The sequence below is a fragment of the Paracoccus sp. PAR01 genome (genome assembly GCF_014851995.1).
Lineage (GTDB): Bacteria > Pseudomonadota > Alphaproteobacteria > Rhodobacterales > Rhodobacteraceae > Paracoccus > Paracoccus litorisediminis.
Window position 1 is genome coordinate 198846 of sequence record NZ_JACVAW010000003.1, and the last position, 13079, is coordinate 211924.

Here is a 13079-nt window from a genome sequence, read left to right on the forward strand (position 1 = left end):
CGGAACGTCGATCAATAGGGCGCATCGACGCCCCCCATCCCCACATAGACGGATTTCAGCTGCGAATAATGCTCAATCGCGGCGGCCGAGTTCTCGCGCCCGATTCCCGACAGCTTCACCCCGCCAAAAGGCGCCTCGACCGGGGTCAGGTTATAGGCATTGATCCATGTCGTCCCGGCCTGCAACGCCGCCGCGACCCGATGCCCGCGCGCAAGATCACGGGTGAACACACCCGCTGCCAACCCATAGGCCGAGGCATTGGCCCGCGCGACCACCTCGGGCTCCTCGTCAAAGGCCAGCACCGTCATCACCGGGCCAAAGATTTCCTCTCGTGCGATCCACATCTCATCGCTCGCGTCCGCAAGCACGGTCGGGGGCACAAAGACCCCCTCGCCCGGACCGCCGCAAACCAGTCGCGCACCCTCATCCAACCCCTTGCCGATGGCATCGCGGATCTTTTGCAGCTGCGCCGGACTGACGATTGGCCCGTGCTGGGTGGCGTCGTCCAGCGGATCGCCGATCGTGATCTGCGCCGCCCTTTCGGACAGCCGCGCAAGAAATGCGGGCAGGATGCCCCGTTGCACGAAAACCCGTGTCCCGTTCGAACAGATCTGCCCCGAAGAGTAGAAATTCGCCAGCATCGCCGCACCCACGGCATCCTCAAGACTGGCATCGTCAAAGACGATAAGCGGCGACTTGCCGCCCAGTTCCATGGTGACATGGCGCATGCCCGCTGCCGCCGCTGCATAGACCTTTTGCCCGGTGGCGACCGATCCGGTCAGACTGACCTTGGCCACGCGCGGATCGCTGACCAGCGCCGCGCCGACCGCGCCGCGCCCCTGCACGACGTTGAAGATACCTGCGGGCAGCCCAGCCTCGGTCAGGATTTCGGCCAGTTTCAACGCGCCCAACGGCGTTTCCTCACTGGGCTTGAACACCATCGCATTGCCCATGACCAAGGCGGGCGCGGCTTTCCAGCAGGCGATCTGGCTGGGATAGTTCCACGCGCCGATGCCTGCACAAACCCCCAGCGCCTCGCGGATCGTATAGACGAAATCGCCGCCCAAGGGGATCATCTGCCCGGTCACGGTGGCGGCCAGCCCGCCGAAATATTCCAGCGCATCCGCCCCCGAGGGCCAATCGGCCACCCGCGTTTCCTGAATGGGCTTGCCGGTATCCAGCACTTCCAGCCGGGCCAGTTCCTCGGCCCGCTTGCGGATGATCGCGGCGGCACGCATCAGCACCCGACCCCGCTCGATCGGACGTAGCGCCGCCCATGCGGGCTGGGCCGCGGCGGCACAGGCCGTGGCCTCGGCCACCTGCGCCACGCTGGCCTCATGCAGCCGGGCGATGACTTCGCCGGTATAGGGGTAATGCACGGCCAGTTCCGCCCCCTGCCCCTCGACCGGCGCTCCGTTGATATACAGGCTGGCGGCGGGCTGGGCGGAATGGCTCATGGCAGGACTTTCTCCAGATAATCCAATGTCAGGCGTTCGGCGGCGGGGCCGTCATATTCATCGGCCAAAGCCGCACGCAGATAGACCCCGTCGATCAATGCGCCCATCGTCCGGGCGGTGCTGTCGGCGGCATCACCCACCAGTGGGCGCAGCGCCACCAGAAGGTTCGATTGCAGACGACGGTGATAGACGCGCAGCAGGCGCGCGGCTTCGGCATCGACCAAAGCCAGCGCATAGAAGCTGAGCCACGCGGCGATGGTCTCATGCTCAAAATGGATGCGATCAAAGCTTGCGCCGACGATTGCGCGCAGCCGCTCGCGGGGATTTCGCGCCGATTTCAGCGCGATAGAGGTTGTCTCTCGATACTGGCTCAGGATATGGCGCATGGCGGCAAGGAACATCCGCTCCTTCGAGCCGAAGTAATGATGAGCGAGGGCAGTTGACATCCCGGCTTCGCGCGCGATTTGCGCGACCGTCACATCCAAAGATCCGGCACGCCCCACCGTCGAGATGGTGGCGTTGATTAACGCCGCCTTTCGGATAGGCTCTGCACCAAGCTTGGGCATTTCGCTTCACCCGCAATGTCTGCAGCGCAAGAATGCAAGCGGAGATAGCCGCGTTTTGATTGACTCGTCAATCAATAAAAAACCAACCTACATGGAAACATGGGAGAGAGAAGCATGACACAACGTCGCATCGCCACCGCGCTGGTCGCCGGACTGGCCTTCACCTTGACCGCAACCAGCATGGCCGCGGCCGCCGAACCGGCGGATTGCCGCGAGGTTGTCTTCTCGGATGTGGGCTGGACCGACATCACCGCGACCACCGCGCTGACCACCACTGTCCTGCAGGCGCTTGGCTACAAGACCGAGATCAAGGTCCTGTCCGTCCCCGTCACCTATACCGCGATGGCCAAGGGTGATGTCGATCTCTATCTGGGCAACTGGATGCCGACGCAGGAAGCCGACATCAAACCCTATCGCGACTCGGGCACGGTCGACACGGTCCGCACCAACCTTGTCGGCGCGAAATACACGCTGGCCACGAACGAGGCCGGGGCCAAGCTGGGCATCGACGACTTCGCGAAAATCGCCGCGCAGAAGGACGCGCTGGACGGCAAGATCTACGGCATCGAGCCGGGCAATGACGGCAACCGCCTGCTGCTGGAAATGGTCGCGGGCGACAAGTTCGGCCTTGGCACCTTCGAAGTCGTCGAAAGCTCGGAACAGGGGATGCTGGCGCAGGTCGCGCGCGCCGATGGCGCAGGCAAGCCGGTCGTCTTCCTTGGCTGGGAACCCCACCCGATGAACACGCAGTTCAAGCTGACCTATCTGGCTGGCGGCGACGATATCTTTGGCCCCGATTTCGGCGGCGCGCGCGTCGATACCAACACCCGCGCCGGTTTTGTCGGCGAATGCCCCAACCTTGGGAAATTCCTGCAGAATCTTGAATTCACCCTGCCCATGGAAAATGAGGTCATGGGCAAGATCCTGAACGATGGCGAGGAACCGGCCAAGGCGGCGCTGGCCTGGCTGAAGGCCAATCCCGAAGCGGCAAAACCGTGGCTGGCGGGCGTCACCACCGCTGATGGCGGCGATGCCGCGGCCGCGCTGGACGCAGCGCTGGCGCAGTAAATCCGGACGCGGGCAAAGGCGCGATCCTTTGCCCGCCCCGTCCCGGTCGGCACCCCGACGCAGGAGAGAGATAGACGCATGGACCAACTGACCCAGCTTTTGACCGGGACCAAGATCCCGGTCGGCAAGACCGCCAAGGCCATCTTCGACTGGCTGAACGCCCATGCGGCCTTCATCTTCAACGCCATCTCGAACGGTATGGAATGGCTGATCAACGCCATCCTTGCAGCCCTTGAGTTTCCGCATCCGCTGATCTTCACGGCACTCATGGTCGCGCTGACCTGGGCCTTGCAACGCAACTGGAAGACCTGCCTGCTGATCGCTGCGGGGTTCCTGTTCATCCTGAATCAGGGCTACTGGGAAGAGACCATGCAATCCCTGACGCTGGTGCTGGCCGCCTGTGTCGTCTGCATGGCGATCGGCGTCCCTTTGGGCATCGCCGCCGCCCACCGGCCCCGGCTTTACGCGTGGATGCGACCGGTCCTTGACCTGATGCAGACGCTGCCGACCTTCGTCTACCTGATCCCGGCCATCGTCTTCTTTGGCATCGGCATGGTGCCGGGGCTGATCGCGACGGTGATCTTTGTCCTGCCCGCACCGATTCGGCTGACCCATCTGGGGATCAGCTCGACCCCTCGCCCGCTGGTCGAGGCCGCGACCGCATTCGGCGCGACCCCGCGGCAGTTGCTGTGGAAGGTCGAACTGCCTTCGGCCGCGCCGCAGATCATGGCCGGGCTGAACCAGACCATCATGCTGTCGCTGTCGATGGTGGTGATCGCAGCGCTGGTCGGTGCCTCGGGGCTGGGCGTGCCGGTGGTACGCGCGCTGAACAGCGTCAACACCGCGCTCGGTTTCGAAAGCGGCTTCATCATCGTGGTCGTGGCCATCATGCTCGACCGCATGCTTCGGGTGGGACGGCGCGATGACTGAACGCAACGCAGTCGAATTCGACAAGGTCTGCATCGTCTTTGGCGATACTCCCACCGCGGCGCTGCCGCTGATGGATCAGGGGCTGGATCGCGGCCCGATCAAGGCCGAGACCGGGCAGGTTCTGGGCGTCCATGACTGCTCGCTGACCGTGCGCGAGGGCGAGATTCTGGTCCTTATGGGCCTGTCCGGCTCGGGCAAATCCACCTTGCTGCGCGCGGTCAACGGGCTGAACCCGGTCTGCCGGGGCGAGGTTCGCGTCTGGGACGGCGACCACATGGCCTCGGTCACCACCGCCCGCCCCTCGGCCCTGCGACGGTTGCGCCGCAGTCAGGTCGCCATGGTCTTTCAGCAATTCGGGCTGCTGCCCTGGCGCAGCGTGCGCGAGAATGTCGGGCTGGGGCTGGAACTGGCGGGCATCCCCGCCGCTGAGCGCCAGCGCCGCGTCGCCAACCAGCTTGCCACCGTCGGATTGACCGACTGGGCCGAACGCAAGGTGGGGGATCTGTCGGGCGGCATGCAGCAGCGCGTGGGCCTTGCCCGCGCCTTTGCGACCGAAGCGCCGATCCTGCTGATGGACGAGCCCTTCTCGGCCCTTGATCCGCTGATCCGCAACCGCCTTCAGGACGAGTTGCTGGAACTGCAGCGGCAGGACCGGCGCACCATCATCTTTGTCAGCCACGATCTGGACGAGGCCTTTCGTCTGGGCAATCGCATCGCCCTGATGGAGGGTGGCCGCATCGTCCAGATCGGCACCGCCCGTCAGATCATCGCCAATCCGGTCAATGAATATGTCGCGGATTTCGTGGCCCATATGAACCCGCTGGCCGTCCTGACCGCGGGCGACATGGCCGAGGCCGGCGATCCTGCGGGCAGCCCCATCTCTCGCGACACCCCGATCCGCGAGGCGATGCGGATCATGACCGAATCCGGGGCCGATGCATTGGCCCTGGACGGTGGCGGCGCGGTGACCCGGCAGGGCATCCTGCAACGCCTTGCCAGCGGGGGCCGCGCGCGCACTTCCGGCTGACTGTTGCCGATTCGCCATGACGGCTCGCAAGCGGCAATTTTCGCCGCTTGCTCCGAATCAGAATTCATGCCTAAAAATCATCCTGTTCCGTAACCCCAACTGAAAGGGCATTGGCATGACCAATATTTTCGCCGTTCCGGCCGCCCTTTCCTGGGATTACCAAGGCATGCATCGCAACCTGCGATAAAGCCTGGGGAACGCGATCCGAAAGCCCCAAGGGCATTCCCGATCATAACTGACGACCGTTCAGCGCAATTTTGCGCCGTGCTTCGTCATGTCCAAATCCAACCCAACCAGAGGAGCCACCTGCGTCAGCAGGCGGCCTGACAAGATGCAACTGACTCTAGAACGCCCCGTGCGCGACCTGCGCGCGCCTCTTGATGACCTTATCGACGATCACGGACTGGTCCGCGTCGGAATTGCGCTGATGCGCGCGGCCCTGCGGCGCGGCAAAAACCGCCCTCCGCCGGTCACCGGCCTCACGCCGCATCTGCTGCGCGACATCGGCCTTGAGCCGGGACGCCGCAGCACCCGTGGCGACAGGCTCCGCTACTAGACTTCCTTCAACGCATCGGGCGGCGGGGTCACGACCCGCCGCATCCGCGCCTCGCGCAAGGTGATGTAGCAGATCGCCCCGATCATCACCGCGCCGCCGATCAGCACCCACAGGTCCACCGGCTCGGCAAAGACCAGCGCGCCCAGCAGACTGGCCCAGATCAGCTGCAGAAAGACGACGGGCTGGGTCACGGTCAGCGGTGCCGCGGCAAAGGCCCGCGTCATCGCGTAATGCCCGGCAGTCGCGAAAAAGGCGGTGCAGGCCAGCACGGCGCATTGCAGCAGGCTTGGCTGGACCCAGTTCATCGCCGCAAAGGGCGCAAGCCCGAGACAGACGGTCAGCGACATCATTGCCACGACCACCGCGGCCGGGACCTGCTCGGACAGGCGCTTGGCCACCAGATAAGATGCGCCGAACGTCACCGAGGCGCCCAACTGCGCGATATGCCCCGGCTCCAGCACCCGCAGACCGGGACGCAGCACGATCAGCGCCCCGCAAAGTGCAACCGCGATCGCCAGCGCCCGCCGCCACGAGATCCGTTCACCCATCAGCAGCGCCGCACCGATGGTCACCACGATCGGGTTGAGGAACCCGATCGCCGTCACCTCGGCCACGGTGATGCGGGCCATGGCATAGAACCACAGGATCACCGCCAGCGTGTGCAACCCGCCACGCAGCGCGAACATCGACCAGATGCGCGGCGTAAACCCGCGGCGCAAGGCGGGCAGCAGCAGCGGAATCAGAAAGACCAGCCCAAAGGCGAAACGGATGAAGGCGCCTTCGGCAGCGGGCAACGCCTGCCCCAGCCAGCGCACCGTGCCATTCACGGCGACAAAGCTCAGACCTGCGGCCAGCATCCAGAAAATGCCGATCAGATCTCGGCGCGTTGTCTCGGACATCTCTCTCATGACGCAAGCCATGACCGCTTGCCGATGCAGGCGCAAGCCACCCTGCCCCAGCCCGGAAAAAGAAACGGGCCGCGATGCATCACGGCCCGTTTCCTTGTTTTCCAACTGCCCCGCCAAAGGCGAGGGTGGCCTTACAGCTGCGCGGCTACGTCTTCGGGAATGTCGAAGTTCCCGGTGACGTTCTGCACGTCGTCATCTTCCTCCAGCGCGTCCAGCAGCTTCATCAGCTTCTGCGCGGTCTCCAGATCGATCTCGGTCGGGGCCTGCGGTTTCCAGATCAGCTTGGCATGCTCGGACTCGCCAAGGCTGGCTTCCAGCGCGGTCGAGACCTCGGCCAGATCAGTATCCGAGGTATAGATCCAGTGGCCGTCCTCGTCGCTTTCGACATCCTCGGCGCCGGCTTCCAGCGCAGCCATCATCACGGTGTCCGCGTCACCGGCGCTGGCCGCGTACATGATCTCGCCCTTGCGGTCGAACATGAAGTTCACCGAGCCAGTCTGGCCCAGATCGCCGCCATGCTTGGTGAAATAGCTGCGCACGTTCGACGCGGTGCGGTTGCGGTTGTCGGTCATCGCCTCGACGATGATCGCGATGCCGTTCGGGCCGTAGCCCTCATAGCGGATCTCGTCATAGTTCTCGGCGTCGCCGCCCTGCGATTTCTTGATCGCGCGGTCGATCACGTCCTTGGGGACCGAGTTCGACTTGGCTTCCTTCACCGCAAGACGCAGGCGCGGGTTCTTGTCGGGATCGGGATCGCCCATCTTCGCGGCGACGGTGATTTCTTTGGCCAGTTTCGAAAACAGCTTGGAGCGCAGCTTGTCCTGCTTGCCCTTCCGGTGCTGGATGTTGGCCCACTTGGAATGGCCTGCCATGGTACTACCCAATATTGCTGTGGATTATTGCAGGCGCTTTTAGTCAGACAGCGCCCGCGCCGCAAGCACTACGCCCCGCGCGACTGCCGCTTGAGCACTTCGGACAGGACATACAGCCGCAATGCGGTCGCAAGTCCGACCTCGGGCGGGCGCTTGCTGTCGATGGCGGCGATCAGCGCGGCCGCCGTTTCGTCCTGCGATTTGGCGATGTCGCGCAATTCGCGCCAGAAGGCATCCTCAAGACTGACCGAGGTGCGATGTCCGCCGATGGTGACCGATCGTTTCACGGGCGGGGACATCGCAGGCAGGTCAGGCATCGTCGCCATCCTCGCGCCGGTGCTGGTCCAGATGCCGGGCGGCGCGGGCCTTGGCATCGGCGTCGGTCAGCTTCTCGGCCTTGCTGCGGCCGAATTTCGCGGCATTCGCATCGCCCTGCTTGCGGGCGGTATCACGGGCGGCGCTTTTGCGCGCCGCCCGCAGGTTGATGATCTTGGCTGATCCGTTTCCGGTCAACTCAATCCTCCGGGCCAACCATCAGTTCCGGCCGCACGACGCGGTCGAAGGTCTCGCCATCGACAAACCCAAGCGCAATCGCCTCTTCGCGCAGCGTAGTGCCGTTCTTATGCGCGGTCTTGGCCACTTTGGTCGCATTGTCATAGCCGATGGTCGGAGCCAGTGCCGTCACCAGCATCAGCGATTCCTTCATCAGCTTGTCGATGCGCGGAATGTTCGCCTGCGTGCCGACGACCATGTTGTCGGTGAACGAACCCGCCGCATCGCCCAGCAGCTGCATGGATTGCAGCACATTATAGGACATCATCGGGTTATAGACGTTCAGCTCGAAATGGCCTTGCGAACCGGCGAAACCAATGGCCGCGTCATTGCCCATGACATGGGCGCAGACCATGGTCAGCGCTTCGGCCTGGGTCGGGTTGACCTTGCCCGGCATGATCGACGAGCCCGGCTCGTTTTCCGGCAGGATCAGTTCGCCCAGACCCGAGCGCGGGCCCGAACCCAGCAGACGCATGTCATTGGCGATCTTGAACAGCGAACCCGCGACCGTTTTCAGCGCGCCCGAGAAGAAGACCATCGCGTCATGCGCGGCCAGCGCCTCGAACTTGTTCGGCGCGGTGACGAAAGGCAGGCCCGAGATCTTGGCGATTTCCGCCGCAATCGCCGTGTCCCAGCCCTTCTTGGTGTTCAGACCGGTGCCGACAGCCGTGCCGCCCTGCGCCAGTTCATAGATGTCACCCAGCGCCAGCTTGACGCGCTCGATGCCCTTGGCGACCTGATGGGCATAGCCGCCGAATTCCTGACCCAGGGTCAGCGGCGTCGCATCCTGCGTATGGGTGCGGCCGATCTTGATGATGTCCTTGAATTCCTCGGACTTCGCGACCAGCGCGGCATGCAGCTTTTCCAGACCCGGGATCAGCACGTCACGCGCCTGCATCCCGATGGCCACGTGCATGGCGGTGGGGAAAGTGTCGTTCGAGGACTGACCCATGTTCACATGGTCATTCGGGTGTACGGGCTTTTTCGAACCCATCACGCCGCCCATGATCTCGATGGCGCGGTTCGAGACCACTTCGTTCGCGTTCATGTTCGACTGCGTGCCCGAGCCGGTCTGCCAGACCACCAGCGGGAAGTTGTCGTCAAACTTGCCAGCCGCGACTTCCGAGGCCGCCTGAACCATCGCGCGGCCCAGATCCGCATCCAGATTGCCGGTGGCCATGTTCACTTCGGCAGCGGCCTGCTTGATGATGCCAAGCGCGCGGATGATCGCGACGGGCTGCTTTTCCCAGCCGATCGGGAAGTTGATGATCGAGCGCTGGGTCTGCGCGCCCCAGTACTTGTCGGCAGGAACCTCGAGCGGGCCGAAGCTGTCGGTCTCGGTGCGGGTATTGGTCATGTCATATTCCCTCGCGGTTTTGCGGGCGTTCTATCCCCCACGCCGCGGATTCGCAAATGGTATACGAATGTATGCCGTTAGCGATCACAGTTTCTGGCGAAAGACATAGACCCGCGCCGGCGGCAGATTCGCCCAGATCCGGCGGCTTTTTTCGTGTCTTAGTCCAAAGTGCGCCCTGACCGCCTCTGACAGCGGCACGACCGGACCATAGGTGATTTGCACGAAAGGCGCGCCCGGCTTCATCATTGCCAGCGCAGCGCCCAGAATGGCCGCTTGCAGGTCGTCCGGCATCGGCATGGTCGGCACGCCCGAAATCACCGCGTCCAGTCCCCGCTGCCCCGCATTCACCATTTCCTGTGCGGGCAGGTTGTGGACCTGCACGCCCGGAAAACGCTGGTGCAAACGACTGCAAAAGGCGGCGTTCAGCTCATAGAGTTCAAGCCGTTCTGGCGGCAGACCGCGTGCCAGGATCGCCTTGGTGATGGTGCCGGTGCCCGCGCCGATCTCGGCCACGGCCTCCATCCGGGGATCGACCAGCCGCGCCATTTCCCGCGCCACCGCCCGCCCCGTCGGAGCAATCGCGCGAATTTCGCGGGGACGACGCAGGAACTGACCCAGAAACAGCGACAGATCGGACAAGGCGGCCTCCAGCTATCATGCTAGAGCCCGCCTGTAATTCGTCCGGGTTTCAGGAATGTGACGGGCTACTTGCGCCACTTGTCGAGGCTGACGACCTCGGCACCGCCCTTGGGTGCATCGTCGCCGCCATCGTCATCCTCGGCCTCGTCAAGGATCTCTTCCTCGGCCTCGTCTTCATCCTCGTCGTCATCGGGCTGGCTTTCGAAGCGCAGGCCGAATTCGACCGACGGATCGACAAAGGTCCGCACCGCGTCGAAGGGGATATACAGCGGCTCGGGCGAGTTGCCGAAATTCAGCGTGATGTTGAACCCGACCGGCGTCACTTCCAGATTGTCGAACCAATGCTGGATGACGATGGTCATCTCGTCGGGATAACGCTCGCGCAGCCAGTCGGCGATTTCGACATCAGGATCGCGGGTGTCGAAGGTGATGAAGAAATGATGCTCTCCCGGCAGCCCTTCCTCAGCCACGGCCCTCAGGACATCCGCAATCAGCCGTTGCATGGCCCGATGCATCATCCCGCCGTAATCGATTCCCCGCACCATGGGCTTCTCCCTAGATCCTGTCGGTCAGCATAGGGGATTGCGCCCCTTTGAAAACCCCTAGCACCGGTGCGAAAGGTTGCCAACGGGTCGCAAGAGAGCCTTCACCGTTTCACAAATACCCATGCCAAGATCCGCCGAAAACGCGAAACGACCCCGAAAGGGGCATAGCGTTTCTGCATTTTAAAGGGAAATGATGGCGCGGTTGACGGGGCTCGAACCCGCGACCCCCGGCGTGACAGGCCGGTACTCTAACCAACTGAGCTACAACCGCGCATCATTTTTGACGAAAACCTGAAGCAGAGTGGCGCGGTTGACGGGGCTCGAACCCGCGACCCCCGGCGTGACAGGCCGGTACTCTAACCAACTGAGCTACAACCGCTCTCTGCTTCCCCAGTTCGTCTCTGGAGTGCCGGCGGTTTACGCAGAGAGCCGGGTGGCGTCAAGGCCGTTTTCGGCAAAAAACACATCGACGCGAAAAACTTCTGTGGAAAGCAAAAAGGGGCGCCCCAAAGGACGCCCCACAACCGGTTGGCGCATGCCACTTGCAAAGGCGTCGTTACTTGCGGACGGTCTTCTCGTCGAAGTCAGGCAGGGCCTGCAGTTCTTCCTTGGTGTAGTTGGTGGCAAAGAAGGTGTCATTGCCGACCGAGATCATGTGGATCGCGTCGACGCCCAGCAGCACCTTTTTCGCGCCGATGCCAAGGAAACCGCCGATATCGGCAATATAGCCCAGCACCTGCCCGGAATCGTTCAGCACGATATCATTGACCTTGGCGATGTCCTGCCATTCGGCGGGGCGCTGCTCCAGCGTCGCGGGCTGGCTCCAATCGGTCGACGAGGGCTGGTTGGTGGTCCAGATGCGGCGGCTGGTCAGCCACGAGCCCAGCAGGCCCGGATCGGCCTCGGAAATCGCGGGCGGGTTCACATCGGGCGGCGTCACCGGAGCGGCGGCCACCGCCTCGACCGCCGAATCCGCCGCGTCCGAGGCAGCTGCCTCGGCTTCCTTGGCGGCGTCGGCGGCAGTCTCGGCTGCGGCATCGCCCGTTACCTGCGCGGCATTCGCCGCTTCGTCGGCGGCAGTTGCCGCGGCATCCGCCGCAGCATCGGCAGCCGAGGCCGCCTCATCCACCGCCTGTTCGGCTGCGGCCCCGGCCTCGGTTGCTGCCGCATCGGCTGCGTCCTTGGCCTGCTCGGCGGCGGTCTCGGCCGTCTGGGCAGCCTCGGCGGCCTGCTCGACGGGGGCCACGGGTGCGGCAGTCTGAGCATAGGCCGGTACGGCAAAGGCCAAAGCAGCGGCAGCGATGACAAAGGGTTTCATGGACGATGTCCTTTCCGGTTGTCGTTTTCTTGGGGTGACGGCGGGGCCATCCTATGGCTCTGAAACGTCACGAAATCTCGCTTCGTTCCGTTCCTGCGGAAGCTTTTTCGATCACGAATAGGTAAGCTGCGGGCAGGGATCGCGCGGTTGGGGTTGATCACCCTCCCAGCCGGGGATGGCTGATGCGCCCACCGCAGACCGGCCCCGGCACCCCGGTCGTGCCCGGCCCCGATGTCGGCAAGCCCCGCAGCACCCGCACCGCAAGCCAGCCAAAGGCCTGCGCCTCAAGCATGTCGCCATCCAGCCCGGCTTCCTCGACCGGCGCGACCCGGCAGGGCAGCCGCGCGGCCAGCGCCGCCATCATCGCACCATTATGCCGCCCCCCGCCGCAGACCAGCACCAGTTCCGGCGCTTGCGGCAGCAGCGCCACCCCAGCAGCGACCGCCGCAGCAGCAGCATGGGTCAGCGTCGCGGCCGCGTCGGCATCCGTCAGCCCCGCGACCCCGGCCAGCAAGTCGGGAAAGGCGTCGCGGTCCAGCGATTTCGGCAGGGGCCGGGCGAAATGCGGATGGGTCAGGAAACGGGAGATCACCTCTTCGTCGGGGGTCCCGGTCGCGGCCAGCGCGCCGCCCTCATCGCGCAGCAGACCACGCCGAGCCCGCATCAGGTCATTCACCGGCGCATTGGCCGGGCCGGTGTCAAAGGCAATACAGGCCCCATCCGTTTCAGGCGCGGAGGCCGAGGGATCGACCCATGTCAGGTTGCCGACCCCGCCAAGGTTCAGGAAAGCGACCGGCGCGCGCGGCAGCAGCCCCTGCCCCATCGCCCATTCGGCGCAGGCCCAGTGAAAGAAGGGCGCAAGCGGCGCGCCCTCGCCGCCCTGCCGTACATCCTCACTGCGGAAATCCCAGACCACGGGGCGGTCAAGCCTGCGCGCCAAGGCCGCGCCGTCGCCGGCCTGATGCGTGCCGCGCCCCTGCGGGTCATGGGCCAGGGTCTGGCCGTGATAGCCGATCAGTTGCGCCTCGGGGAAATCATGCGCCAATGCGGCATGGGCAGCGACGGACAGGTCCGCCGCCTCGGCCACATCCGGCCCACCCGGCCATTGCCCAAGGGCGGAATGCAGCATCGTCGATTCATTGCCCGAATAGGCGCGATAGGCGCTGCGCCCGAAGCCGCCAATCCGGCGACCATCGGTTTCGATCATCGCCGCATCCACCCCGTCCAGCGAGGTCCCCGACATCATCCCCAGCGCTTGCAGCATATCCATCACTTTCCCTTTGC

15 protein-coding genes and 2 tRNA genes are annotated in these 13079 nt (G+C 64.3%); 4 read left to right on the plus strand and 13 right to left on the minus strand.

All coding sequences use genetic code 11. The features are described from left to right. Positions 1-11: 11 nt before the first annotated feature. Entirely contained in the window at positions 12-1457 is a 1446-nt protein-coding gene (gene betB / locus IB235_RS08465; RefSeq protein ID WP_192336362.1) for a betaine-aldehyde dehydrogenase, read from the minus strand. Then, positions 1454-2023, minus strand: a complete 570-nt coding sequence (betI, locus tag IB235_RS08470) for a transcriptional regulator BetI (protein WP_155039669.1) — start codon at positions 2021-2023, stop codon at positions 1454-1456. The genes betB and betI overlap by 4 nt, the downstream gene beginning before the upstream one ends. A gap of 114 nt (positions 2024-2137) precedes the next feature. On the opposite strand from betI, the gene choX reads away from it, so the two are divergent. From choX to IB235_RS08490, 4 genes are all read left to right on the plus strand, one after another. Next, entirely contained in the window at positions 2138-3091 is a 954-nt protein-coding gene (gene choX, locus IB235_RS08475; protein WP_192336363.1) for a choline ABC transporter substrate-binding protein, read from the plus strand. A 78-nt stretch (positions 3092-3169) separates the two neighbouring features. Further along, entirely contained in the window at positions 3170-4021 is an 852-nt protein-coding gene (gene choW, locus IB235_RS08480; protein ID WP_192336364.1) for a choline ABC transporter permease subunit, read from the plus strand. Then, positions 4014-5048 carry a choline ABC transporter ATP-binding protein gene (gene choV, locus IB235_RS08485; protein WP_192336365.1) on the plus strand — a complete coding sequence of 345 codons (1035 nt, stop codon included), beginning with the start codon at positions 4014-4016 and terminating at the stop codon, positions 5046-5048. Before choW ends, choV begins: the two co-directional genes overlap by 8 nt. A 331-nt stretch (positions 5049-5379) precedes the next feature. Beyond that, complete coding sequence (locus IB235_RS08490) at positions 5380-5604, plus strand: hypothetical protein (RefSeq protein WP_192336366.1); 225 nt, start codon at positions 5380-5382, stop codon at positions 5602-5604. Here the strand turns inward: IB235_RS08490 and IB235_RS08495 are convergent. The 11 genes from IB235_RS08495 to IB235_RS08545 all read right to left on the minus strand — a co-directional run bounded on the left by IB235_RS08495 (position 5601) and on the right by IB235_RS08545 (position 13065). After that, on the minus strand, positions 5601-6503 hold the full coding sequence (locus IB235_RS08495; RefSeq protein WP_370576854.1) for a DMT family transporter: 903 nt from the start codon (positions 6501-6503) through the stop codon (positions 5601-5603). The genes IB235_RS08490 and IB235_RS08495 overlap by 4 nt on opposite strands. A 140-nt stretch (positions 6504-6643) precedes the next feature. Continuing rightward, on the minus strand, positions 6644-7384 hold the full coding sequence (locus IB235_RS08500; RefSeq protein WP_155039674.1) for a YebC/PmpR family DNA-binding transcriptional regulator: 741 nt from the start codon (positions 7382-7384) through the stop codon (positions 6644-6646). Positions 7385-7452: 68 nt separating this feature from the next. Continuing rightward, positions 7453-7701, minus strand: a complete 249-nt coding sequence (locus IB235_RS08505; protein WP_192336367.1) for a ribbon-helix-helix domain-containing protein — start codon at positions 7699-7701, stop codon at positions 7453-7455. Further along, positions 7694-7897, minus strand: a complete 204-nt coding sequence (locus tag IB235_RS08510) for a DUF4169 family protein (protein WP_155039676.1) — start codon at positions 7895-7897, stop codon at positions 7694-7696. Before IB235_RS08510 ends, IB235_RS08505 begins: the two co-directional genes overlap by 8 nt. 1 nt (position 7898) lies before the next feature. Continuing rightward, positions 7899-9293 carry a class II fumarate hydratase gene (fumC, locus tag IB235_RS08515; protein WP_155039677.1) on the minus strand — a complete coding sequence of 465 codons (1395 nt, stop codon included), beginning with the start codon at positions 9291-9293 and terminating at the stop codon, positions 7899-7901. An 84-nt stretch (positions 9294-9377) separates the two neighbouring features. Beyond that, the gene (locus tag IB235_RS08520) at positions 9378-9932 is read right to left on the minus strand and encodes a class I SAM-dependent methyltransferase (RefSeq protein WP_192336368.1); all 555 of its coding nucleotides are present in this window, start codon (positions 9930-9932) and stop codon (positions 9378-9380) included. Between the two features lie 65 nt (positions 9933-9997). Beyond that, positions 9998-10477, minus strand: coding sequence for an SspB family protein (locus IB235_RS08525; RefSeq protein ID WP_192336369.1), 480 nt, complete (start codon positions 10475-10477; stop codon positions 9998-10000). Between the two features lie 194 nt (positions 10478-10671). Further along, positions 10672-10748, minus strand: a tRNA-Asp gene (locus tag IB235_RS08530). A gap of 31 nt (positions 10749-10779) precedes the next feature. Then, positions 10780-10856: transfer RNA gene (locus tag IB235_RS08535), tRNA-Asp, on the minus strand. A gap of 177 nt (positions 10857-11033) precedes the next feature. Further along, positions 11034-11795, minus strand: coding sequence for a PRC-barrel domain-containing protein (locus tag IB235_RS08540; protein ID WP_155039680.1), 762 nt, complete (start codon positions 11793-11795; stop codon positions 11034-11036). Between the two features lie 157 nt (positions 11796-11952). Next, entirely contained in the window at positions 11953-13065 is a 1113-nt protein-coding gene (locus tag IB235_RS08545) for an anhydro-N-acetylmuramic acid kinase (RefSeq protein ID WP_370576855.1), read from the minus strand. Positions 13066-13079: the final 14 nt, after the last annotated feature.

Bases quoted from the DNA above. Each gene is read 5' to 3' on its own strand.
- choW (WP_192336364.1), top strand. From the start codon at position 3,170: ATGGACCAACTGACCCAGCTTTTGACCGGGACCAAGATCCCGGTCGGC.
- IB235_RS08540 (WP_155039680.1), bottom strand. From the start codon at position 11,795: ATGAAACCCTTTGTCATCGCTGCCGCTGCTTTGGCCTTTGCCGTACCG.
- IB235_RS08495 (WP_370576854.1), bottom strand. From the start codon at position 6,503: ATGTCCGAGACAACGCGCCGAGATCTGATCGGCATTTTCTGGATGCTG.
- IB235_RS08545 (WP_370576855.1), bottom strand. From the start codon at position 13,065: ATGGATATGCTGCAAGCGCTGGGGATGATGTCGGGGACCTCGCTGGAC.
- IB235_RS08525 (WP_192336369.1), bottom strand. From the start codon at position 10,477: ATGGTGCGGGGAATCGATTACGGCGGGATGATGCATCGGGCCATGCAA.
- IB235_RS08500 (WP_155039674.1), bottom strand. From the start codon at position 7,384: ATGGCAGGCCATTCCAAGTGGGCCAACATCCAGCACCGGAAGGGCAAG.
- fumC (WP_155039677.1), bottom strand. From the start codon at position 9,293: ATGACCAATACCCGCACCGAGACCGACAGCTTCGGCCCGCTCGAGGTT.
- choV (WP_192336365.1), top strand. From the start codon at position 4,014: ATGACTGAACGCAACGCAGTCGAATTCGACAAGGTCTGCATCGTCTTT.
- betB (WP_192336362.1), bottom strand. From the start codon at position 1,457: ATGAGCCATTCCGCCCAGCCCGCCGCCAGCCTGTATATCAACGGAGCG.
- choX (WP_192336363.1), top strand. From the start codon at position 2,138: ATGACACAACGTCGCATCGCCACCGCGCTGGTCGCCGGACTGGCCTTC.
- IB235_RS08490 (WP_192336366.1), top strand. From the start codon at position 5,380: ATGCAACTGACTCTAGAACGCCCCGTGCGCGACCTGCGCGCGCCTCTT.
- IB235_RS08505 (WP_192336367.1), bottom strand. From the start codon at position 7,701: ATGCCTGACCTGCCTGCGATGTCCCCGCCCGTGAAACGATCGGTCACC.
- betI (WP_155039669.1), bottom strand. From the start codon at position 2,023: ATGCCCAAGCTTGGTGCAGAGCCTATCCGAAAGGCGGCGTTAATCAAC.